At 68.0% G+C, this 21,535-nt stretch carries 19 protein-coding genes; 14 read left to right on the top strand and 5 right to left on the bottom strand.

The window, feature by feature from the left end; genetic code table 11:
- Nucleotides 1-19: 19 nt before the first annotated feature.
- The gene (locus tag JYG37_RS16445) at nucleotides 20-250 is read right to left on the bottom strand and encodes a DUF4148 domain-containing protein (protein WP_124554198.1); all 231 of its coding nucleotides are present in this window, start codon (nucleotides 248-250) and stop codon (nucleotides 20-22) included.
- A 584-nt stretch (nucleotides 251-834) separates the two neighbouring features.
- On the opposite strand from JYG37_RS16445, the gene JYG37_RS16440 reads away from it, so the two are divergent.
- The 4 genes from JYG37_RS16440 (at nucleotide 835) to JYG37_RS16425 (ending at nucleotide 4,635) form a co-directional block, all read left to right on the top strand.
- Nucleotides 835-1,503 carry a response regulator transcription factor gene (locus tag JYG37_RS16440; RefSeq protein WP_050010943.1) on the top strand — a complete coding sequence of 223 codons (669 nt, stop codon included), beginning with the start codon at nucleotides 835-837 and terminating at the stop codon, nucleotides 1,501-1,503.
- Between the two features lie 128 nt (nucleotides 1,504-1,631).
- Entirely contained in the window at nucleotides 1,632-2,015 is a 384-nt protein-coding gene (locus tag JYG37_RS16435; protein ID WP_050010944.1) for a response regulator transcription factor, read from the top strand.
- A gap of 223 nt (nucleotides 2,016-2,238) precedes the next feature.
- Nucleotides 2,239-3,213, top strand: a complete 975-nt coding sequence (locus JYG37_RS16430; protein ID WP_349631907.1) for a sensor histidine kinase — start codon at nucleotides 2,239-2,241, stop codon at nucleotides 3,211-3,213.
- Nucleotides 3,214-3,444: 231 nt separating this feature from the next.
- The gene (locus tag JYG37_RS16425) at nucleotides 3,445-4,635 is read left to right on the top strand and encodes an MFS transporter (protein WP_089489322.1); all 1,191 of its coding nucleotides are present in this window, start codon (nucleotides 3,445-3,447) and stop codon (nucleotides 4,633-4,635) included.
- A 34-nt stretch (nucleotides 4,636-4,669) separates the two neighbouring features.
- Here the strand turns inward: JYG37_RS16425 and JYG37_RS16420 are convergent, their stop codons facing one another.
- A complete protein-coding gene (locus JYG37_RS16420; protein ID WP_050010946.1) occupies nucleotides 4,670-5,935 on the bottom strand; it encodes a condensation domain-containing protein in 1,266 nt (421 codons plus the stop codon).
- 252 nt (nucleotides 5,936-6,187) lie between these two features.
- Here JYG37_RS16420 and JYG37_RS16415 point away from each other — a divergent pair, with 252 nt between their 5' ends.
- From JYG37_RS16415 to JYG37_RS16400, 4 genes are all read left to right on the top strand, one after another.
- Complete coding sequence (locus JYG37_RS16415) at nucleotides 6,188-6,604, top strand: organic hydroperoxide resistance protein (protein ID WP_204384245.1); 417 nt, start codon at nucleotides 6,188-6,190, stop codon at nucleotides 6,602-6,604.
- 216 nt (nucleotides 6,605-6,820) lie between these two features.
- Nucleotides 6,821-7,369: an RNA polymerase sigma factor gene (locus tag JYG37_RS16410; RefSeq protein ID WP_050010948.1), complete on the top strand. Its 549-nt coding sequence runs from the start codon at nucleotides 6,821-6,823 to the stop codon at nucleotides 7,367-7,369.
- A gap of 20 nt (nucleotides 7,370-7,389) precedes the next feature.
- Nucleotides 7,390-8,232 carry an anti-sigma factor gene (locus JYG37_RS16405; RefSeq protein ID WP_235356117.1) on the top strand — a complete coding sequence of 281 codons (843 nt, stop codon included), beginning with the start codon at nucleotides 7,390-7,392 and terminating at the stop codon, nucleotides 8,230-8,232.
- A 210-nt stretch (nucleotides 8,233-8,442) separates the two neighbouring features.
- Complete coding sequence (locus JYG37_RS16400) at nucleotides 8,443-9,906, top strand: catalase (protein ID WP_050010950.1); 1,464 nt, start codon at nucleotides 8,443-8,445, stop codon at nucleotides 9,904-9,906.
- A 173-nt stretch (nucleotides 9,907-10,079) separates the two neighbouring features.
- Here the strand turns inward: JYG37_RS16400 and JYG37_RS16395 are convergent, their stop codons facing one another.
- A complete protein-coding gene (locus JYG37_RS16395) occupies nucleotides 10,080-10,985 on the bottom strand; it encodes a ketopantoate reductase family protein (protein WP_050010951.1) in 906 nt (301 codons plus the stop codon).
- Between the two features lie 308 nt (nucleotides 10,986-11,293).
- On the opposite strand from JYG37_RS16395, the gene JYG37_RS16390 reads away from it, so the two are divergent.
- From JYG37_RS16390 to JYG37_RS16380, 3 genes are all read left to right on the top strand, one after another.
- Nucleotides 11,294-12,586, top strand: a complete 1,293-nt coding sequence (locus JYG37_RS16390) for an MFS transporter (protein WP_213345603.1) — start codon at nucleotides 11,294-11,296, stop codon at nucleotides 12,584-12,586.
- A gap of 144 nt (nucleotides 12,587-12,730) precedes the next feature.
- Complete coding sequence (locus JYG37_RS16385; protein WP_124638094.1) at nucleotides 12,731-13,648, top strand: LysR family transcriptional regulator; 918 nt, start codon at nucleotides 12,731-12,733, stop codon at nucleotides 13,646-13,648.
- Between the two features lie 122 nt (nucleotides 13,649-13,770).
- Entirely contained in the window at nucleotides 13,771-14,520 is a 750-nt protein-coding gene (locus tag JYG37_RS16380; RefSeq protein ID WP_124593320.1) for an SDR family oxidoreductase, read from the top strand.
- A gap of 45 nt (nucleotides 14,521-14,565) precedes the next feature.
- Here the strand turns inward: JYG37_RS16380 and JYG37_RS16375 are convergent, their stop codons facing one another.
- Both JYG37_RS16375 and JYG37_RS16370 read right to left on the bottom strand, forming a co-directional pair.
- Entirely contained in the window at nucleotides 14,566-16,203 is a 1,638-nt protein-coding gene (locus JYG37_RS16375; protein ID WP_213345602.1) for a glycoside hydrolase family 32 protein, read from the bottom strand.
- Between the two features lie 177 nt (nucleotides 16,204-16,380).
- Nucleotides 16,381-17,964 (bottom strand): glycoside hydrolase family 68 protein, encoded by a 1,584-nt coding sequence (locus JYG37_RS16370; protein WP_213345600.1) that lies wholly within the window; start codon nucleotides 17,962-17,964, stop codon nucleotides 16,381-16,383.
- Nucleotides 17,965-18,151: 187 nt separating this feature from the next.
- On the opposite strand from JYG37_RS16370, the gene JYG37_RS16365 reads away from it, so the two are divergent.
- The 3 genes from JYG37_RS16365 (at nucleotide 18,152) to JYG37_RS16355 (ending at nucleotide 21,489) form a co-directional block, all read left to right on the top strand.
- Entirely contained in the window at nucleotides 18,152-19,180 is a 1,029-nt protein-coding gene (locus JYG37_RS16365) for a substrate-binding domain-containing protein (protein WP_213345599.1), read from the top strand.
- Nucleotides 19,181-19,554: 374 nt separating this feature from the next.
- Nucleotides 19,555-20,241 carry a type 1 glutamine amidotransferase domain-containing protein gene (locus JYG37_RS16360; protein ID WP_089489327.1) on the top strand — a complete coding sequence of 229 codons (687 nt, stop codon included), beginning with the start codon at nucleotides 19,555-19,557 and terminating at the stop codon, nucleotides 20,239-20,241.
- Nucleotides 20,242-20,379: 138 nt separating this feature from the next.
- Entirely contained in the window at nucleotides 20,380-21,489 is a 1,110-nt protein-coding gene (locus JYG37_RS16355; protein ID WP_213345597.1) for an NADH:flavin oxidoreductase/NADH oxidase, read from the top strand.
- The last annotated feature ends 46 nt before the right edge of the window (nucleotides 21,490-21,535 follow it).

The following is a 21,535-nucleotide window of genomic DNA, read 5'->3' as shown; positions in this document are numbered from 1 at the left end:
CCGACACGAGGGCTGCCGTTCAATGCCCGGAATAGAGTTTCCTCAGCGCGTCGAGCTCGCCGTTCTGTCGCGCCGCCACGAGCTCCTGGCGGACTTCCGAGCGGGTCTTCGCCATCGGTGCGAGCGGCGCCGACTGGGTGGCGGCCTGCACGTCGGAATGTCCGGCGACCGTGTCGGCCGGGGACGCCGCGTAGGCGGATGCAGTCAGCGCGAGCGCGGCGAATGCGAGCGTGATTTTCGAAGTGTTCATGCGGGGCTCCTGAAGAAGGATGGATCGGAACGTATTCGCGTCACCTGATGGCGTCGGGAGCCTGCATGGGCCCGCGGCGTCGTGTTCGTATCAGGTTCCGCCGTGTGCGTATTGAGCCTCCGGGAGGTATCGCGCATGTGTCCGGCGCGCAGCGTTTTGCAATGTCATGTATCCGCCCCGAAGCCCGATACATTCGGATACCCATGGGTGCGTCGGCGCGTAGCGGCAACCGACGGACGCGGTCGGCGCGGTCGATATGCAGTGTCGTTTCCGCGCGGACGCCGATGCACGACCGGCGGTCATGCGCTGTGACGAGGCCGCGCAAGCCGATGAACTGCCGAGCGCGATGCGCACGCAGTTGCATCGGTGAATTGCGACTGGAATAATTGGCGCGTTCGCGTGTTTTCATTGATGCCGGCAGAGTGGGCGATCGTTGGGGCATCGTCCGCATGCGTCGCGGCAACGTGCCCGGCCGCACCATGCGAACGGGGCATCCCGCTTCGAGCGACGGCCGCACCGCATGCGTCGAGATGCCTTCGCGCCGTCACGCGGCCGTCCCAGCAAATTCACCAGCGAATATTTCAATGCCCGAGATCAGAATGCCGAACGTGGCGACTTCATCCGACGATCGGAGCGGCCGTGTCGTCTACGTCGTCGACGACGACGAATTCGTGCGTGCCGCGCTCGTCAGCCTGTTGCGCTCGATCGATCTGGCGGTATGCGCGTTTGCGTCGACCGAAGCGTTTCTCGCGGCGCCGAAGGGGACGGGGCCGTCTTGCCTCGTGCTCGACGTGCGATTGCGCGGGCAGAGCGGGATCGCGTTCCAGAAGTCGCTGGTCGAGAATGGCGGCCCGCAGATGCCGATCATCTTCATGACCGGGCACGGCGACATCGCGATGACGGTGAAGGCGATGAAGGCCGGCGCGATGGATTTCCTGACGAAGCCGTTTCATGACCAGGAAATGATCGATGCGGTCGTCGCGGCGCTCGACCGCGACGCGCAGCGGCTGGAGGCCAGCCAGTCGCTGCTCGATCTGCGCGAATGCTGGGAATCGCTGACGCCGCGGGAGCGGGAGGTGCTGCAACACGTCGCGACGGGCCTGATGAACAAGCAGGTCGCCGGCAACATGGGCATCGCCGAGATCACGGCCAAGATCCATCGCGGCCAGGCGATGCGAAAGATGAAGTGTCGTTCCGTCGCGGAACTGGTGCGCAAGATGACCGCGCTCGGCATCGAATTGCCGTCGCGGTAGCGATGGCGCCGTCGGGAGCAAGCCGACCCATACGTAGATATGGTGGCGGTTCGGCGGCGTGACGGTATGCTGGCGACTTGTGTAGCAGTATGGGGCGAGCGTGCTCGTTCCCCAGGCCATAAGCGCGGATGTCTCTTTCACTCTCAGTCACCGATCTCGTAGCGATTGTCGACGACGATCCGTTCGTGCGCGCCGCCGTGAGAAGCTTCGTGCGCGCGCTGGGCGGCGACGCGTGCGAGTTCGCGTCGGCGCCGGCATTCCTCGTGTCCGACCGGGTGGCGCGCACGCGCTGCCTGATCTGCGACATCCAGATGCCCGGGATGGACGGCATCGACGTGCTGTCGCGGATCGAAGCCGCCGGCGCGCGCATTCCGACCATATTCGTCACGGCGTTCGCCACCGTCCGCCAGCGCGAGCGCGTGCGCGCGAGCGCCGCGCTGTGTCTCCTCGAAAAACCGATCGACGCGCGGGAACTCGAAGGGTGGCTCGCCCGCGCGCTCCGGCGCGGCTGACCGTCTGGCGGTTTAGGTTGCCGCGGCGGCAACCTAAACCTTCGTAGGGGGTGAATGGCCGCTCGTTTGATGGTGCACGCCCCCGTGCGCGTGTTTTCATCTGTCCTGTACCGTCCGCCGCGACGGCGACAGGAGAACGAAGATGGCGCACATTCCTACCTTATCGTCAGCGACTGTGTTTGAATCGCGGGCCACGCGCAGCCTGCGTGGCGTCGCCCGCGCAGTGTTCCCGCATCCGCGCGAATTCGTCGTGTGGTCGGTGCGCCTCCTGCTCGTCGCCGGCGTGCCACTGGTCGCGGCCGGCATATACGACGCACGCGCGACGTTCGCGAACGCATTGCGCGCGGTGGCCAGCGAGGGTCTGCTGATCGCCGCCGTCGTGGCGATCCTGTTCGCGCTGGTCGCGACCGTGCTGTGGTCGTGGCTGCGGATGCTCAGGCTGGATGCGACCGTGCGCGAGCTTGCCGATGCCATCGACAAGCAAGGTATCGAGGCGCTCCCCGATACGTGGGCCGAACGCGGCGCGCCATCGATCTCGACGCTCGCACGCGCGATCAACGGCGCGCACCGCCAGCATGCGGAACGCATGACGGAATTGCTGCACGTGCTGGCCGCCTATGCGCACGACCTGCGCACGCCGCTCACGCGAATGATGCTGCGCAGCGAGATGCTGGATGACGGTGCGCTGCGCGATGCGATCGAGCGCGATCTTGCCGAGATGAGCGAACTGGTCGACGCGAGCCTGGCGTGCGCCCGGCTTCAATGCAGTGTGCCGGAGCCGCCGCGCCGTGTCGACGCGGACGAGATGCTCGGTGTGCTGGTCGACAGCTATCGCGACGCGGGCCTCACCGTCGATCTCGACGGACGGGTCGGGCATCCTCTCGTGACGTTCCCGCACGCGCTGCGCCGCGTGCTTGTCAACCTGATCGACAATGCGTTGCGTTACGGAGGCGACGTCCGCCTGTGTGTATGCGTCGACGCGCGGCACGTGATGCTGACCGTGCTGGATTCGGGGCCGGGTATCGTGCCGACGGAGCTCGAGGCGGTGTTCAAGCCCTGGTACCGCGCGCCGCCGCCGGGGGGGCGCGCGCCCGGGGGGGGGGGGGGGGGGGCCCCCCCCCCCCCGCGCCGGGGTCGGGGCTGGGGCTCGCGATCGCCCGCCGGCTCACGCGGGCGATGCAGGGGGACCTGCAACTGAACAATCGCAGCACCGGCGGCCTCGAGGCGACGGTGATACTGCCGCTCGCGCCTGCATGAACGCATCGCCGCGGGCCGTTCATTTCCTCCGATACATTTCGATACGCGAGCGACATACGCCGGATACATGGCGGGCGTCCAATCGGGAAATCGGGCGCGGCATTCCGCTGGATGGCGCGGTCAACTGAAGGACCGGCAGGCCGGCCGGAATTTCGAGACGACAGGAGGCACGATGGCCGATCCCCACACGATGTCCGCGCGCGGCGCATCGTTCGTGCTGCTGGGCGCGCTGTTGACGGCATGCGGATACGGCGCGACGTTCCTGTTGTCGATGCATTTTCGTTCGGCGGGCGGAGGCGACGTCGATACCGGCGTCGCGCTGGTCGAAGCGATGGTCGGCGCGTTGATCGGCCTGCCGCTGGTCGCATGGCTGGCCCATTCGATCGGCACAGCCCGTACCGCTGCGCTGGCTGCACTCGTCGTCGGCGCGGGCGTCGTCGGGTTTGCGCTGATCGACCGCACCGGCTCACTGAGCGTCGTGCCCGGACTGCTGGTCGGCGTCGGCTGGGGCGCGTTCTACCTCGCGGCGCCGATGATGCTAGCCGAGCGCACCGCGGATACCGAACGCGAGCGCTGGTTCCTGCGGTTCGGGTCGTTTCAGATGGCGGGCGTCGGCGGCGGCCCGGCCGTCGCGTCGCTCGCGATACGCAACTGGCACTGGACGACGGGGACGGTGTTCTGCACCGTCGGCGGATTGTGCGCGATGGCCGCCGTCATGCTGGAATGCTTCGGCCGGCTGTCGCCGGCGTCGCTGCCCGCCGCGCGGCCGATGCGGCCACGATGGGGCCGCGAGATGGCGGCGATCGCCCGCACGCACGCGATCTATCCGATCGCGATCATCGCGCTCGGCTCGAGCGTCTTCTCGGGGCTGATGACGTTCCAGATGTCGATGGCGCAGGAAACCGGCGTGAAGGCCGGAACGTTCTTCGGGCTGTATTCGGCCACGGTGGTCGTCATCCGCTGGCTGCTCGGCGCGCTCGTGATCCGGATGCGCGTCGATGCGACCACGCAGATCCTGCTCGGCTTCATGATCCTGAGCGTCGCGGTGACGTTCGCCGTGCCGCACCATGCGCTCCTTCATTCGGCCAGCGCCGTGCTGCTCGGCACGGGCTACGGCCTCATCTATCCGATCGTCCAGGCGCAGGCCGTCAACAGCGCCGATGCGCGGCATCGGCACGCGGTGCTCACGTGGTTCGTCGCATCGTACTTCGTCGGCGCGTTCGGATTCCCGGCGCTCGGCAGCCTGGTGCTGGTCACCCTGGGCAGGACGATGCTGCTGACGCTCATCGCCGCATGCGGGCTGGCGGCGCTGCTGCTGTCGGTCGTCGAGCACCGCAAGCGAGTGTCGCTCGCGGCGTTCTGAAATCGGCGCAACCGGCGCGGCGCCGGGCCGCCGTTCAGCCGGCGGCGTGCTCGAGAATCGTGCGGACTTCGCCGAGCAGTCCCGGGATGGCGCGATGGCTCGTATGCGCGAGTCGCAGGACGCCGTCGATCGTGCAGGCGCCGATGACCTGATCGTCGGCGAATCCGGATGTCACGAACGGACCCCACAGCGCGTCGAGCGATACGCCGTCGTACGTGGCGGCGATGGGTTGATTGCCGAGATTCGACAGCAGGACGTCGAAGGCCAGCACGTTCGACAGGAAGCCGGCCGCGTGTTCGACGCTCGGTCGCGCCGCCATCGCGGTATCCAGCGCCTTCAGCTCCGCCGCGACGCTCGCGCGCGTTTGCGACGGCGCGAGGTCCTGCTTGATCTTGCGGGCGGCTGTCCACAAGTCGACCCCGCGCGGGTGATCGTCAATCGTGACGGTCTGCGTGATGTACACGCCGTTGGCGACACCGGCTTCGCTGGCGAAAGCGCGTACGTCGATCGGCGTGACGGTCCTCAACGCGCGCGCGGCCCAGTCGCTCGACAGGCGCCGGCCCGCTTCATGAACGGCTGCGGCAATCGCGCCATGCACGGTCGTGCACGCTTGCCGGGCGCGCGCGGCGAGGCGGCGCGTGGCTTCGGCTGAAAGCGCGACGGCGTCGATGTGCGGCAGCGCCGTCGTATTCGCACGGAACGGCTTCGGCTCCGGCGCCGGAACGGGCGCGGGCAGGGTGGCCGCGTCGTTCAGGTCGGCCGCGAGCAGCGTCTCGAGCGACTGCACGAGCGGCAGCGGCGCCGCGGGCTTGCCCGTCAGCGTGCGCAGCAGTTCGTCGATCAGATACGCGGCGCCCATGCCGTCGAGTACGGAGTGATGCGCGACCAGGATCAGCGTCGACGTCGATTCGCGCTGCAACAGTGTCGCGCGCACCAGCGGCGCGGTCGCCCAGTCGAAGCGCGTCGCGATTTCGCGGGCCGTTTCGGTTTGCCACGACGTCGCGTGGTGCTCGATCACGCGCAACGGCACCACGGCGCCGGGTACCGAATGGAACGCCGAATTGTGCTGCGCGTCGGTGGCGATACAGGTGGACAGCAGCGGATGTCTGCGCTGCAGCGCCTGAAAGGCAGCGTGCCATGCGCTGGGCGCAAAGCGCCGGTCGATCTCCGCGACCATCGCGAAATGCGTCGGCCGATTCTGGTCCAGCAACCAGAACAGATGTTCCGTGCTGCCGAGTGCCCGCACGCGCGTGTGCGCGGGCGTCGGACGATCGTCGATTTCCTGCTGCGGGTTCTGCACCGTTTCACTCCCGAAAGGTTGTCTGCCTCAACAGAACACCGCAGGGCGAAGCGTTATTCCCGCTTCGTTTCGGCAATGGCTTTGCCCGGAGCGGCGGATGTGTTTCTCAATGTGTACGCGTCGCGAATGGATACATGACGTTGCAATAGCCCGGCGTCGGGACACATGACCGATACGTGGGCGCGCTCTAATGCATCCCGGCGACGCAATACGTTCTCCGTTCATTCACCCCCATCCAGCACGGTACCGATCATGAGCCAGCAAACCAGAATTCTGTACACCGGCAAGACTCGCACCACCGGCGGGCGCGACGGCGCGGCCCGCAGTGCCGACGGTCGCCTCGACGTGAAGCTCGCCGGGCCCGGCTCGGCCGCGCCCGGCACGAATCCCGAGCAACTGCTGGCGGCGGGCTGGTCGGCATGCTTCATCGGTGCGATGGGGCTGGCCGCGCAACGGCTGAAGGTTGCGCTGCCACGCGATACGCACGTCGATGCGGAAATCGATCTGGCCATGGCCGACGGCGCGTACTTCCTGCAGGCCCGGCTGAACGTCAGCGTGCCGGGCGTCGACGCGGACGTCGCGCAGGCGCTGGTCGATGCCGCGCACCAGACGTGCCCGTATTCGAAGGCGACGCGCGGCAACGTCGACGTGGTCGTCACGGTGATCTGACGCGCATCGCGCGCCACGCCGCCGACGCACGGCCGGCGCCCCGTGATCCGGCCTGTCGGGCGACACGCGACCGCGGATGGAATATCTGCGCCGTCCAGCTGTTTACGTGGGCTGTAGGGGTGTTGCCCGTTCAATTTCGCCTAAACCCATGGATACACATCAGACATGGCCGTTCGTCCGCGTCGGCCGGCTTGCACGTTGCGGAGATCGACGTCGATGACCGCGGCCGAACTGTCCGCCATGCTGCCCGCGATGCTTCCGCGCCTGTGGACGTTCGCGCTGCGTCTCTCCGGCGATCGGCACGACGCGGAGGATCTCGTGCAGTGCGCGTGCGTGCGTGCACTCGAACGCGCGCATCAGTTGCGGCCCGGAACGGCACCGCTCAGCTGGATGTTCTCGATCGTGCAGTCGACCTGGCTCAACGAGCTTCGCGCGCGCAGCGTGCGCCGGCGCTCGGGCATGGACTGGGACGACGACCTGCTCGAAACCATCTCCGATCCCGCCGCGCCGACACTGGAGCAGCAGGCGCTGGATGCGCAGATCGTCAGGGCCGTGCAGCAACTGCCCGAAGCGCAGCGCGCGGTGATGTTGCTGGTGAGCGTGGAAGGACTCAGTTATAGCGAAGCGGCCGACGTGCTCGACGTGCCCATCGGTACGATCATGAGCCGGCTGTCGCGTGCTCGCCAGGCGATCGGTGCGCTGTTCGCCGATCGACACGAACGACCCGTGAAAAGCGCGGCGAACAGTGAGGATCAGGGGGCTTGAAAATGGACGACGTCCTGCTCATGGCATACGTGGACGGAGCGCTCACGTCGCACCAGCGCGCGGAAGTCGACCGGGCGATCCGAACGTCGGTCGAGATCGCGACGCGGGTGGCCTTGCTCGAAGCATCGGTGTTGCCCTATCAGCGCGCGTTTCAGCGTCACCCATGGCTGCCGGTGCCGCAGAGTCTGATCCGGACGGTCGCCGACATCGCGCACGCGCATGCGCCGCCGTCGGCGCGGCCGGTCGGCGGCGGCGATCATCGGCAAATCTCGGGTCCAGCGCAGCCCGGCATACGTGGGCGGCCGTCCACGCCGGTTCGCTCGCGCGTTCGCATGATGGCGCCGTGGCTCGCGGTCGCATTCGTCGCGGGCGCGTTCTGCAGCGCCGCCGTACTGCGCTTCGCGCCGCCACCCGCATCGGTGGTCGCGCAGGCGCGGATGTCGCCGTGGATCATGGCGGCCGTCAATTATCAGCGGCTCTATACGCGCGACACCGTTGCATTCGATTCGGCGAACTTCGCGGCCGCCGCGCAGACGATCGACACGATTCGCCGGGACGACGGACTGGGGATTCGGATTCCGGACCTGCGCTCGGCCGGGCTGACGTTCAAGCGCATCCAGCGCCTGAATTTCAATCGCAAACCACTGGTGCAGATCGTCTATCTGCCCGACCAAGGCGCGCCCGTCGCGCTATGCGTGATGAAGGACGAGCGGCCGGACACCGTGCCCGACCGTCAGCAGGTCGGCAACATGGACGTCGTGACGTGGCGGCGCTCGGGAGTCGCGTATGCGCTGATCGCCGCCCCCGGCGACGCGGACCTCGGCGCGCTCGGCGACCGGATCGCCGACAGCGAACCATCGTGACGGCCGGCGCGACGCGCGTGGTGCAACCGGCTGCCGACGGAGCCCGGTACAAACCGATACAAACCGGACAAACGCCGGATACGTCGTCCATTTCCAATCTATCCGTGGACGGCCTGACGGATGGCCGTCTGCACGACGCGCGATGCCCGCACCGACGGCGGATCGCGCGACCCATGAACTGAAATCACATACCGTTGGGGGAACCAGGACATGTCAGAGGATTCGATTCCGCGCGAAATTGCCCATGCGAACGGCGCGCCGGTCAGCAACAACGTCAACATCCAGACGGCCGGCGCGCGCGGTCCCGCGCTGCTGCAGGACGTGTGGCTGATCGAAAAGCTCGCGCATTTCGATCGCGAGGTGATCCCGGAGCGCCGCATGCATGCGAAGGGCGCCGGCGCATACGGGACCTTCACCGTGACGCACGACATTTCGCGGTACACGAAGGCGAAGCTCTTCTCCGAAATCGGCAAGCAGACGCCGATGTTCGTGCGCTTCTCGACGGTGGCCGGCGAGCGCGGCGCGGCCGATGCGGAGCGCGACATCCGCGGCTTCGCGCTGAAGTTCTATACCGAGGAAGGGAACTGGGATCTGGTCGGCAACAATACGCCGGTGTTCTTCTTTCGCGATCCATTGCGCTTTCCCGACCTCAATCATGCGGTCAAGCGCGACCCGCGCACCGGCATGCGCAGCGCGGAAAACAACTGGGATTTCTGGTCGCTGCTGCCCGAGGCGCTGCACCAGGTGACGATCGTCATGAGCGAGCGCGGCATTCCGCGATCGTACCGGCACATGCACGGGTTCGGCAGCCATACGTACAGCATGATCAATGCGCAGAACGAGCGGACCTGGGTGAAGTTCCATTACCGCTCGCAACAGGGCATCGAGAACCTGACCGACGCGCAGGCGCAAGCGCTGATCGCCCGGGACCGCGAAACCCATCAGCGTGACCTGTTCGACAGCATCGAGGCCGGCAATTTTCCGCGCTGGACGCTGTACATTCAGGTGATGACCGACGCGCAGGCGAAAGCGTTTCGGTTCAACCCGTTCGATCTCACGAAGGTCTGGCCGAAGGCTGAATTTCCGCTGATCGAAGTCGGCGAATTCGAGCTCAACCGCAATCCCGACAATTTCTTCGCCGAGACGGAGCAGGCCGCGTTTTCGCCGGCGAACGTCGTGCCGGGCATCGGCTACTCGCCGGACCGGATGTTGCAGGCGCGCCTGTTTTCCTACGGCGATGCGCAGCGATATCGGCTGGGCGTCAACTTCGCCCAGATCCCGGTGAACGCGCCGCAGTGCCCGTTCCACAGTTATCACCGCGATGGTGCGATGCGCACCGACGGCAATCTCGGCGCGGCGCCGTCGTACTGGCCCAACAGCAAGGGCGCGTGGTCGGACCGGCCGCAGCTCGACGAACCGCCGCTCGAGCTGAACGGCGCGGCCGCGCATTGGGATCATCGCGTCGACGATGATCACTATCAGCAGCCGGGCGACCTGTTCCGGCTGATGGATGCGCGGCAACGCCAGTGCCTGTTCGATACCACCGCACGGCAGCTTGCCGGCGTGTCGGCGGACATCCGGCAGCGCCACATCGACAACTGCTCGCGGGCCGACCCGGCCTATGGCGCGGGGATCGCCGCGGCGCTCGCTCGACTGGCTGGCGAACGCGAATAGCGGCGGGGATCGGCGCTGCGCGTTCGGCCGCGGCCGGCGCGCGGCAGCGCGGCTGGCGGGCCGGTTCGACGCCCCGACAGCCGACGTCATGTCGCCGGCCGGTGGGCGCGCCGGCCGCGCGGCGCCGCTCGACCCGCCGCGGCGGTCGGCGACGCACGCGCGAGCGCCGCCCGTCACGAACGCGCGGCCGTCTTTGCTTCCAGCATCTTCACGAGCAGATGGAGCGTCCGATTGACCGGCGTGTCGATGCCTGCCGCGCGCCCGCGCCGCACGACCGCGCCGTTCAGGTGATCGATCTCGCCGGGTCTGCCGCGCGCCAGATCCTGCGCCGTCGACGAATACTGGCCGGGCGGAATCGTCGCTTCGATGCGCTCGACGATCGCGGCCGGCCCGTCGGCGAAATGGATGCCTTCGGCCGCCGCGACCGCGATGCACTCGGCGACGGCCGCACGCATCGTTTCGCGCAACGCATCGCGATGCGACATCTCGCCCAAGGGCAACTGGACGATCGCGGAAATCGCGTTGTACGCGCAATTGAGGATGAACTTGTGCCAGAGCGCCGCGCGCACGTCGTCGGCGATCCGGGTCGGAATGGCCGCTGTCCGCAGCACCTGCGCCAGCCGTTCGCTCGACGGCGACGCTTCGATCGCGAGATCGCCGCGGCCATGGTGCAGCAGATGCCCTGGGCCCGCCATCTCGCTGGCGACATAGACCGCCGCGCAAATGACCGGGCCGGCGATCTCCGCGCGCAGCACGGCCGCGTTGTCGACGCCGTTCTGCAGACTGACCACGAGCGCTTGCGGCGCCAGCACGCGGCTCAACGTGCGCGCGGCTTGCGCGGTATCGCCGGACTTCACGCACACGAACACCACGTCGGCCGATGCCGCGGCGTCGATATCGGTCGACGCGTCGGCCGGCACGCGGCGGTCGAACGTGCGCGTCTGGACGCGCAGACCCCGGTCGCGAATCGCGTCGACGTGCAACGGACGACCAATGAAAACCACCTCGTGGCCGTGCAGCGCCAGCATGCCGCCGAAGTAGCAGCCGACCGCGCCGGCGCCCAGAACCGCAAAACGCATGATTGCTCCAGGAGAAGGCGTGAACGTGTCACGCAGGGGCGAGGCGCGCGCAAGCGGCAGGCTCGTGCGCCCTCCATCCTCATGGAACACGCGACGGCGGCCGTTTATTCCCGGCGTCGCACCGGATTCGCGACACGGCGTGCCGACATTGCTCCGCCTGCAGTCCAAATGGAGGTTGCCGAGCGCGGCCTTGAACAGTCGCCGCGGAAAATCGACGCGCAATGGAATGACATGGGGTGCCCGGGTGTTGTCCATCCGTAGCGCGTCATCGGGTTGGCGCGCGGTTCCCGATTCCTGACTTTTTCGAGATGAACTTTCCAGACTCGCTTCAGATTCCGGCTGTATCCCATCGCCCGCTGACCGGCCGCGATCACCGGACGCTCGCGCTCGCCGCGCTCGGTGGCGCGCTCGAATTTTACGATTTCGTGATTTACGTGTTTTTCGCGACGGTCATCGGTCAATTGTTCTTTCCGCCATCGATTCCCGACTGGCTGCGGCAGTTGCAGTCGTTCGGCATTTTCGCGGCGGGTTATCTCGCGCGCCCGCTCGGCGGCGTGGTGCTCGCGCATTTCGGCGATCTCGTCGGCCGCAAACGCATGTTCACGTTGAGCGTGATGATGATGGCGCTGCCGACGTTGACGATGGGGCTGCTGCCGACCTATGCGTCCATCGGCATTGCCGCGCCCGTGCTGCTGCTCCTGTGCCGGTTGTTGCAAGGGGCGGCGGTAGGCGGCGAGGTGCCGGGCGCGTGGGTGTTCGTGGCCGAACACGTGCCGCCGCGCCATGTCGGCTATGCGTGCGGCCTGCTGACCGGCGGCCTGACGCTCGGCATCCTGCTTGGCTCGCTGATCGCGTCGACGATCAATCGTCATTATTCGCCGGCGGAGATCGGCGCGTATGCGTGGCGACTGCCTTTCGTCGTCGGCGGCCTGTTCGGGATTGTGTCGGCGTTGCTGCGACGCTGGCTCGACGAGACGCCCGTATTCGTCGAAATGAAGCGGAGCCGGTCGCTGACCCGCGAAGTGCCGCTGAAAGCCGTGCTGCGCGATCACGGGCGGGCCGTGCTGGTATCGATGATCCTCACGTGGACGCTCACCGCCGCGATCGTCGTCGTGATCCTGATGACGCCGACCCTCGTCGCCAGGCAATTTCACATCGCGCCCGCGCTTGCGCTGCAGGCCAATTCGGCCGCGACGTTCTGCCTGACGATCGGATGCATCGTCGCCGGTTCGATCGCGGGACGGTTCGGCACCGGCCGCACGATCTTCGTCGGCTGCCTGATGCTCGGTGGGTCGTACTGGCTGATGGCGTCGCGACTCGCCGTCGACCCGTCGCTGCTGTTGCCGCTTTACGCGCTATGCGGCTTCTGCGTCGGGGCGGTCGCGGCGATTCCGGTCGCGATGGTCCACGCGTTTCCGGCAGCCGTGCGCTTTTCCGGGATCTCGTTCTCGTACAACGTCGCCTATGCGGTGTTCGGCGGTCTGACGCCGGTGTTCGTCTCGGTACTGCTGAAGTCGCATCCGCACGCGCCGGAACTGTATGTGGGCGCGCTGTGCGTGGCGGGTGCGCTGACCGGCATCATGCTGCGGCCTGCACGGTAAGCGGCGCGCCGGAACAATAGGAACAGGGAGATCCGGCGGTGACGACCGTTCGCGGCAGGCGGGCGGCGCAGCCGCGATCGCCCGATTGGACCGCGGCGCGCCAGTGCCTTACGATCCACGACATCCTCACCGTGGAGCGACCTCATGCTGTCCGAAGACGAACTGGCGCTGCTCGACGCGATCCGCGCCACCGGCAGCCTGTCGCGGGCCGCAGCGCGGCTCGGCAAGGCGCCGTCGACGGTGTCGCACGCGGCGCGCCAGCTCGAAACGCGCTTCGACGCGCTGCTGTTCGACCGCCGCGGCTACCGGCTGCAGCTCACGCCGGCCGGACAATTGCTGGCCGACGAGGCGGCGCGGCTGGCGCTCGACGTCGCCCGGCTGACGCAGCGCGTGCGGCAGGTCGCGAGCGGCTGGGAGGACCGGCTGTGGATCGTCAGCGACGAGGTGCTGGAGTTCGATACGCTGCTGCCGGTCGTCCGCGCGTTCGATGCGCTCGATTCGGGCGTGTCGCTGCGCTTCACGCACGAGGTGCTCGGCGGCACCTGGGAAGCGTTGCGCGACGGCCGCGCGGATCTGGTCGTCGGCGCGACGAACGAGCCGCCGGCGATTCCGGGCCTCAAGTGGTTCGAACTCGGCGCGATGGAGTGGGTGTTCGCGGTGTCGCCGCGCCATCCGCTGGCGTCCGTGGGCGGGGTGCTGACGCGCGACGCGATCGGTGCGCACCGATCGGTCGTCGTCGCCGATTCGTCGCGGCGCGCGGCCGGCCGCGCGTATGGGCTGCTCGGCGGGCAGGCGGTGCTCGCGGTGCCGTCGATGCGCGCGAAGATCCTCGCGCAGCGCGATGCGCTCGGCGTCGGCTGGGTGCCGCGCCGGCGCGTCGCGTCGCTGCTCGCGCGCGGCGAACTGGTCGAGAAGCAGACAGCCGACCCCCGGGAGCCGAACCTGCTGTATGTCGCATGGCACGACGACCGCGACGGCCGCGCGCTGCAATGGTGGCTGGAGCAATTGCGCGAGCCGCGGCTCGCGCAGCGGCTGCTCGACGGGATCGACGTCGTCGGCTGAACCTGCTCGCGCCAACATGTTCGACGTTTTCGAACATGTTCGTCGCGCCGGTCGTACGGCAAGGCCCGGCGCCGCGCGCATCCTGTGTTCACGGTCAACTCACCGGTTCACAGGAGAACATCATGCAACGCTTCGAAGGAAAGACGGTCCTCGTCACGGGCGGCAACAGCGGTATCGGCCTGGCGGCCGCCCGCGCATTCGCGGCCGAAGGCGCGCGGGTCATCATCACCGGGCGCGACGCCGACACGCTGGAAGCTGCCCGCCAAACGCTCGGCGAAGGCGCGCTCGCGATTCGCAACGAAGCCGGCAGCGTCGCGTCGGCCCGCGCGCTGGCCGACGCGCTCGCCGCCGCCGGCGTGCGGCTCGACGCCGTGTTCGTCAACGCGGGCGTCGCGAAACTCGCGCCGTTCGCCGACAGCGACGAAGCGATGTGGGATCTCGTGTTCGACACCAACGTGAAGGGCGCGTATTTCCAGATCCAGTCGCTGGTGCCGCTGCTGAACCGCGGCGCATCGATCGTGATCAACGGCTCGATCAACGCGCATGTCGGGATGCCCGGCTCGTCGGTGTACGCGGCCAGCAAGGCGGCCGTCAATTCGTTCGCGAAGACGCTGTCGACGGAACTGCTGCCGCACGGCGTGCGCGTGAACGTGGTGAGCCCCGGGCCGGTGCAGACGCCGCTGTACGGCAAGCTCGGGCTCGATGCGGCGACGCTCGACGCGACGGCCGACAAGATCAAGGGCCTCGTGCCGATCGGCCGGTTCGGCACGCCGGACGAAATCGCGTCGACGGTGCTGCACCTGAGCGCGCCGGAATCCGCGTTCATCGTCGGCGCGGAAATCATCGCGTCGGGCGGGATGGGGTTGCTCTGAGTGGTGAGGCGGGCGGGGACCGTAACCGGCCCCCGTCACCTGCACCTATCGGGACGCACAGGCGCCGCGTGTATCGTCGCCGGTTCCCAGTTGCGTCACCGTCAACCCCGAAAACGTCGCGCGGCCCTGTTCGGCAAACACGGCCACGCGATCGGCCTCGAGCGGCGGAAAGACCAGGTCCGTCAGCGCGACGCGGCCGCCGTTCGCGAACACTTCGACCGAGCCGCGATCGACGACGATTTCGAGTCGCAGTTGCCCGCGTTCGAGCGGCAGATCGACGATATGCTCGCGGCTGAACGTGCCGGCGAAATTCGCTTCGCCGGATCGCGAGCGGTCGAGCGTCAGCGTGCGCTTCGCGGTGTCGTACACGATCCGGGTGCCGATCGACCCGTCGGCCGAACGCCGCACGATCAGCCCCGCGCGCGCGGCGCGCTGCGGCGAGAGCGTCACCGTGATGCGCTGGACGATGCCGCGCGTGGCGGCCGACAGTGGGCGGGTAGCGGAGTCGACCGTGACGTCGCCTTCATGCACGGCCGGCCGGCCGTCGGCCCATGCGTCGAACGCGGCGGCCGGCGCGACGATCAGGGTCGGCTCGCCGTCGATCGCCTTCAGCGACAGTTCGCGCGGCAGCGTGGTCGCGCCACGCCACGGGGTGGTCGGCACTTTTGCCGCGTAATCCCAGTTGCTCATCCAGGCGATCGCGACCGGCCGGGCGCCGGGTGCGCCGGAGAACGTGCCGGCCGCGTAGAAGTCGGCACCGTGATCGACCCAGCGGAATCGCGCGGGATCGGAGCCGGCGGGCGCGACGCGGTCGGGCGTGAACGTGCGGCCGTCGAAATCGCCGACGAAATACATGGCCCCGGAACCGCCCGCGATCGACCACGGATTCACGTTGACGATCATTACCCATTTGATTCGCTTCGGATCGCCGTCGAGCGGCAGCGGTATGAGGTCCGGCATTTCCCACAGCGCGCCCGCATGCGGCACGTCCGGCAGCGTGAAGTCGCTGAGGAACGACCAGTGGATCAGGTCGTCGGAACGATAGAGCTTCACGACGTGCGCATCGGCGACGACCGTCGTCATCAACCAGTAGCCGCCCGCCGCATACCACGACACTTTCGGGTCGCGAAATTGCTTCGATTCCGGATCGAGCGTCAGCACCGGGTTGTGCGCATACGGCTGCCAGGTCGTGCCCTGGTCGAGGCTGTACGCGAGCGACTGCGCCTGTATGCCCGGTGCGTGACCCGAGCCGGGCTTGTAGACGCTCGTATAGAGCGCGACGAGCGGCGTGTGGCCCGGTGTGCCGAGACCGGACGTGTTCAGCGTATCGGCGACGATCGAGCCGGAGAAGATTTCCTCGGTGGCGTTCGCGCGCATCGCGACCGGCTGCTCGCGCCAGTGGACGAGGTCGGTGCTGGTTGCGTGGCCCCACGACATGTTGCCCCAGTCGTTGCCGAGCGGGTTGTACTGATAGAACAGGTGATAGCGGCCGTTCGCGTAGACGAGCCCGTTCGGGTCGTTCATCCAGTTGCGCTGCGGCGTGTAGTGGAGGGCGGGCCGCCACTGCGGCGTGCCGTTGTCGGCCGGCGTATGGCAGGACGCGGCGACGGCCTGCGTGGACGCCATGCAGACGAGCAGCAGCCGGATGAGGCGGACGGAAAAGCGGAAAGACGTCGATTTCATGCGGTGCCGGAGGCGCTTCGTCGGACGAAGCGGGAAAGGAGGGCGCAGGCCGCCTGCAACGGCGGCATGCGCAACGGTCAAAAGAAAGTCGAAAAAAAGCGGAGGCGCGCACGCGGCACGCGCGATACGCGACTCCTGAACCTCGTGCCTTTGTCGACGATGGTTATTTTCGGTTGCTTAATTGGCTTGGCCGTTCCCGTCGTTGTGGCCGGCCCCCGTCGCCGGCAGGTTCGACGGGATGTCGCCGTAGCCGCCGAGGCCGCCGCGTCCATACGTGCGGTCGACCGCCGTCGACGTGCCGTTGATGTTCACCTTCACCGTCGGCGCGAGCGTGCCGCCGCGGCGCGGGCCGATCGCGTCGATGAACGACTCGACGAGCCCGCCCGGCATCACGTAGTGCGAATACGACTGGAATTCGCGCGGGTTCTGGTTCGGGTCCTGCGCATACGGTGCGCCGGCCGGTGCGGAGAAGTCGGTCGGGTTGCCGAGCACGAGGCCGCTGCCGCCGTTCAGCGGCAGGTAATCGCTGCGGATGCCGTTGCCGACGAAGCCGTACACGCCGTCCGGGCCGTCGACGCCGGCTGCCATCGTCGTGCGGTGGCTGATCGTGAACAAGTAGTACTTGCCGTCCTTCAGGTAGATCTGCGGGCGCTCGGTCTGGTCGTCGACGCAGTTCGCCGACAGGATCGGCGGCAGGAACTTCCACTCGGTCAGTTGCGGGTTCGTCGCGACCGCGAGGCCGACGTTGGCCTTTTGATACACTGCGCCCGAATTCATCACCGCGTTGAGATCTTCGCGGTTCGGATCGTTCGGTGCATAGCCGAGATCGGCCTCGGTGCAGGTGCGTGCGCCGCGCGGGCCGCCGGTGTTGCCTTCGAACACCATGTAGGTCTTGCCCGGATGCGCGGGGTCGGTAAACACGAACGGATCGCGGAACGAGAAGTAGGTGTTCTGCTGGCCGGTCTGGTAGTAGTTGCCGTCCGGCTGCAGCAGCGCCTTGTGATCGCCGAAGCCGGTGAACCACACATGCTTGTCGTCGGCGTGGATGTTGCCGTCGGCGCGCGTGATGATCGCCTGCGGCGGCGTGATGTCGGCGCCGCCGGGGGCCGAGCGGTTGAACGACGTCGCGGTGTAGTACAGGCTGACGTTGCTGCCGTTCGTGAGGCGCGCGGAGCCCGACCATTCGGCGTTGTTGGTCATCGGCGCGGTGCCGAACACCCGGGCGCTCGCGCCGTCCGGGAACAGGTGGCCGCCCCAGGTCCAGCCGCCGTTCGCGGGGCGTTGCGACGCGGGGATGCCGGCGCGGCGATAGAAGAAGCCGATGCGGGCGTGGACGTGACGGTCGTCGAACGTGTAGCCCGCGTGCGGATCGGCGGTGAGCGAGAAGATCACCTCCCAGCCCTTGTAGCTGAGCTGGTTCGCGCGCAGGTCGGCCAGCGGCCACGTGTCCCACACCCACACGTTCGAGTTGATCAGCGGGAAGTCCTGCGGGATGTCCGGCATCGTCAGCGCTTGCGGCAGCGAGTTCTTGTCGGCGCCGGCGGTGTGCGACTGGGCGACGATCTGGCGGATGTCCGCGCGCGTCCAGCGCATCGTGAAGTTGCCTTCGGGATCGTAGGCTTGCTGCGTATGGGGCGTGGGCCCGGGCGCGCCCGTGCCGCCGGACTGCGCGTGCGCGACGGACGCGAAGGCGGCGAGTGCGCCGCCAGCGAGCAGCAAACGTTTGGCCGCGATCGGGCGGAAAAGGGGAAAGTATGTCATCTCGTCGTTGTTTCCTTGGCAGGTGAAAATGAACGGCTGAGTGGGCATCGATGTCCAAACCGGTTTGGATGCTATTTCAAACCGGTTTGGAACGCAAAAGATATTTATTTGACGGTAATGATTACTCAATGGAAATAATTACCCGGTCGGCGCATCCCGGACCTCGGGCGGCCGGGCGGATCGGCGAATGCGAGGAATGACGGTGAAGGTGAATCTGAAGGCGCTGTCGGACGCGCTGGGTCTGTCGCGGACGACGGTCAGCCGCGCGTTGAACGGTTACGACGACGTCAGCGAGGCGACGCGCGAGCGCGTGGCGAAGGCCGCGCGCGAAATGGGCTACGTGGCCGATCCGACCGCGCGCCGGCTGGCGACCGGCCGGGCCGACATGATCGGCATCGTCTATCCGTTCGGCGCCGGCGATCTCGGCGATCCGCGTTTCGGCGAGGTCGTCGCGGGCATCACCGAGCGGCTCGCCGAGCGCAATCTCGATTTCATCATCGCGTCGGCGCGACCGAACGCGGAACTGGACACCTATCGGCGGATCGTCGACGGCAAGCTCGTCGACGGGCTGATCGTCGCGCGCACGCAGGTGGACGATCCGCGTCTCGCGTACCTGCAAGCGAGCGCGTTTCCGTATGTCGCGTACGGCCGCACGCAGGCGGCCGGCCCGTATGCGTGGTTCGACTTCGACAACGAAGCGGGCGCGCGCGACGCGGCGCGCCGGCTGATCGGCTTCGGGCATCGGCGCATCGCGATGATCAGCGCGCCGCTCGAGCTGAATTTCGCCGCGCAGCGGCGCGCCGGTTATCTGTCGGCATTGCGCGAAGCCGGTATCCAGGCCGATCCGGCGCTGCTCGTCGAGTGCGCGTTTACGCACGACGGCGGCCAGCAGGCGGCGCGGGCGCTGCTCGAGCGCGCCGAACCGCCGACCGCGCTGCTGGTCGACAACAACATCGCGGGCGGCGGCGCGTTTCGCGCGCTGGTCGACCGCGGGCTGCGCCTGGGCGCCGATATGTCGCTGATCGTCTACGACGGCGTGCCGCCCGATATCGCGCACCCGTATCGTGTCACGGCGGTCGTGCAGCCGACCGGGCACGCCTCGGGCCGCGCGCTGGCGGAGCTGATGCTGCGGCTGCTGGACGACGGCGTGCGCGATCACCGGCTCGAAGCGCCAGTCATCGAAGCGGGGGATACGGACGGGCCTGTGCGCGGGTAGCCGTCGGGAGCCGGCGCGGCTGCAGCGGCCGGCTGCTGCGGGCAAACGGCGAAGGGCGGCGACGGCGATGCCGGACTCCGCCCCCCGTCGAAAAGGCCATGACGACGGCAGGGGCGAATACGCGTTCTTCTAGACGACCGGTCTAATTCGCGGCTATCATCCGTCCTTGTGAATGCGGCGACGTCCCCGGCAGTTTCATGCCGCGAGACGCCGTCGTTTTATTTCGGCTACTTCTAGACGACTGGTCTAATAGGTTTATATCGCATGCGGATGAATGAATCGCACGTTGCCGCGCGCGGGCGGACTAACCATCAGGCGCGCCGCGCCGACGTGCGGCTCCGTTCCCCCGTTCATTTTCGAAGGAGTGTCCGATCATGAAGATTCTGGTTGTCCTGACCTCGCACGACACGCTCGGCGACACCGGCAAGAAAACCGGCTTCTGGCTCGAGGAACTGGCCGCGCCGTACTACGCGTTCAAGGATGCGGGCGTCGAGCTGACGCTCGCGTCGCCGAAGGGCGGCCAGCCGCCGCTCGACCCGAAGAGCAGCGACCCGACGGCCCAGACCGACGCGACGCGCCGCTTCGACGCCGATGCGGCGGCCCAGGCCGAACTCGCGTCGACGCGCAAGCTGGCCGACGTGTCGGCGGACGACTACGACGCGGTGTTCTACCCGGGCGGCCATGGCCCGCTGTGGGATCTCGCCGAGGATCTGCATTCGATCGGCCTGATCGAGCGCACGCTCGCGGCCGGCAAGCCGGTCGCGGCGGTCTGCCACGCGCCGGGCGTGCTGCGCCACGTGAAGAACCCGCAGACCGGCGAGTCGGTCGTGCGCGGCAAGCGCGCGACGGGTTTCACCAATAGCGAGGAAGCGGCGGTCGAGCTGACCGAAGTCGTGCCGTTCCTCGTCGAGGACATGCTGAAGACCAACGGCGCTGAATTCGAGCGCAGCGCCGACTGGGCGCCGCATGTCGTCACCGACGGGCTGCTGATCACCGGGCAGAACCCGGCGTCGTCGGCGCCCGCGGCCGAGGCGCTGCTCGCGAAGCTCGGCCACCGCTGAACACATGGCGCCGGCCCGGCCGGCGCCGCGTCCTTGCCGTCGCCGGGCGCAGCCGGCCCGCCGACGGCCCGCATCGTTGCGCCGTGCGCCCCGCACGACGCATTCCCCGTTTTGCAGGACCCAATAAAGGAGTCGTGGATGTCTGCCCTGTTCGAACCGTTCAAACTCAAGGATGTCACGCTGCGCAACCGCATCGCGGTGCCGCCGATGTGCCAGTACGTCGCCGAAGACGGCGTCGTCAACGACTGGCATCACGTGCATCTGGCCGGCATCGCGCGCGGCGGCGCGGGCCTCGTGATCGCGGAGGCGACGGCCGTGTCGCCGGAAGGCCGCATCACGCCGGGCTGCGCGGGGTTGTGGAACGACGCGCAGGCCGAAGCCTTCGCGCCGTCGGTCGCGGCGATCAAGGCGGCCGGCGCGGTGCCCGGCATCCAGATCGCGCACGCGGGCCGCAAGGCCAGCGCGAACCGCCCGTGGGAAGGCGACGACCATATCGCCGACGGCGATCCGCGCGGCTGGCAGACCATCGCCCCGTCGGCCGTGCCGTTCGGCGCGCACCTGCCGAAGGTGCCGCGCGAAATGACGCACGACGACATCGCCCGCGTGCAGGCCGATTTCGTCGCGTCCGCGCAGCGTGCGCGCGACCTCGGTTTCGAATGGCTGGAACTGCACTTCGCGCACGGCTATCTCGGCCAGAGCTTCTTCTCGGTGCACTCGAACCGGCGCACCGACGAATACGGCGGTTCGGCCGACAACCGCGGCCGCTTCCTCGTCGACACGCTCGCGGCCGTTCGCAAGGTCTGGCCCGAGCATTTGCCGCTGACCGCGCGCCTCGGCGTGATCGAATACGACGGCCGCGACGAAGAGACGCTCGCCGAGTCGATCGCGCTCACGCAGCGGATGAAGCTCGAAGGGCTCGACATGCTGAGCGTGTCGGTCGGCTTCTCGACGCCCGACGCGCAGATTCCGTGGGGGCCGGCGTTCCTGGCGCCGGTCGCCGAACGCGTGCGCCGCGAGGCCGGCTTGCCGGTGTCGTCCGCATGGGGAATCGATACGCCGCAACTGGCGAACCGCGTGGTGGCGCAGGAACAGCTCGATCTCGTGATGGTCGGCCGCGCGCACCTGGCCGACCCGCACTGGCCGTACTACGCGGCCAAGCAGCTCGGCGTCGAGCGTCCGTCGTGGACGCTGCCCGCGCCGTACGCGCACTGGCTCGAGCGCTACCGGATCGCCGACAACGTGGCCTGAGCGGCGCGCGTCCGCGCGGCGCCGGGTGGTCCGCGCATCGAGCGCG

This window comes from Burkholderia sp. LAS2, from assembly GCF_018417615.1.
In the GTDB taxonomy this organism is placed as follows: Bacteria; Pseudomonadota; Gammaproteobacteria; order Burkholderiales; family Burkholderiaceae; genus Burkholderia; species Burkholderia sola.
The sequence above is the reverse complement of the archived record's forward strand: the minus strand, read 5'-3'. Positions and strand labels throughout refer to the sequence as shown.

Bases quoted from the DNA above. Each gene is read 5' to 3' on its own strand.
- JYG37_RS16390 (WP_213345603.1), top strand. From the start codon at position 11,294: ATGAACTTTCCAGACTCGCTTCAGATTCCGGCTGTATCCCATCGCCCG.
- JYG37_RS16370 (WP_213345600.1), bottom strand. From the start codon at position 17,964: ATGACATACTTTCCCCTTTTCCGCCCGATCGCGGCCAAACGTTTGCTG.
- JYG37_RS16385 (WP_124638094.1), top strand. From the start codon at position 12,731: ATGCTGTCCGAAGACGAACTGGCGCTGCTCGACGCGATCCGCGCCACC.
- JYG37_RS16365 (WP_213345599.1), top strand. From the start codon at position 18,152: ATGCGAGGAATGACGGTGAAGGTGAATCTGAAGGCGCTGTCGGACGCG.
- JYG37_RS16410 (WP_050010948.1), top strand. From the start codon at position 6,821: ATGACCGCGGCCGAACTGTCCGCCATGCTGCCCGCGATGCTTCCGCGC.
- JYG37_RS16355 (WP_213345597.1), top strand. From the start codon at position 20,380: ATGTCTGCCCTGTTCGAACCGTTCAAACTCAAGGATGTCACGCTGCGC.
- JYG37_RS16440 (WP_050010943.1), top strand. From the start codon at position 835: ATGCCCGAGATCAGAATGCCGAACGTGGCGACTTCATCCGACGATCGG.
- JYG37_RS16360 (WP_089489327.1), top strand. From the start codon at position 19,555: ATGAAGATTCTGGTTGTCCTGACCTCGCACGACACGCTCGGCGACACC.
- JYG37_RS16395 (WP_050010951.1), bottom strand. From the start codon at position 10,985: ATGCGTTTTGCGGTTCTGGGCGCCGGCGCGGTCGGCTGCTACTTCGGC.
- JYG37_RS16435 (WP_050010944.1), top strand. From the start codon at position 1,632: ATGTCTCTTTCACTCTCAGTCACCGATCTCGTAGCGATTGTCGACGAC.
- JYG37_RS16380 (WP_124593320.1), top strand. From the start codon at position 13,771: ATGCAACGCTTCGAAGGAAAGACGGTCCTCGTCACGGGCGGCAACAGC.
- JYG37_RS16375 (WP_213345602.1), bottom strand. From the start codon at position 16,203: ATGAAATCGACGTCTTTCCGCTTTTCCGTCCGCCTCATCCGGCTGCTG.
- JYG37_RS16405 (WP_235356117.1), top strand. From the start codon at position 7,390: ATGGCATACGTGGACGGAGCGCTCACGTCGCACCAGCGCGCGGAAGTC.
- JYG37_RS16415 (WP_204384245.1), top strand. From the start codon at position 6,188: ATGAGCCAGCAAACCAGAATTCTGTACACCGGCAAGACTCGCACCACC.
- JYG37_RS16400 (WP_050010950.1), top strand. From the start codon at position 8,443: ATGTCAGAGGATTCGATTCCGCGCGAAATTGCCCATGCGAACGGCGCG.
- JYG37_RS16445 (WP_124554198.1), bottom strand. From the start codon at position 250: ATGAACACTTCGAAAATCACGCTCGCATTCGCCGCGCTCGCGCTGACT.
- JYG37_RS16425 (WP_089489322.1), top strand. From the start codon at position 3,445: ATGGCCGATCCCCACACGATGTCCGCGCGCGGCGCATCGTTCGTGCTG.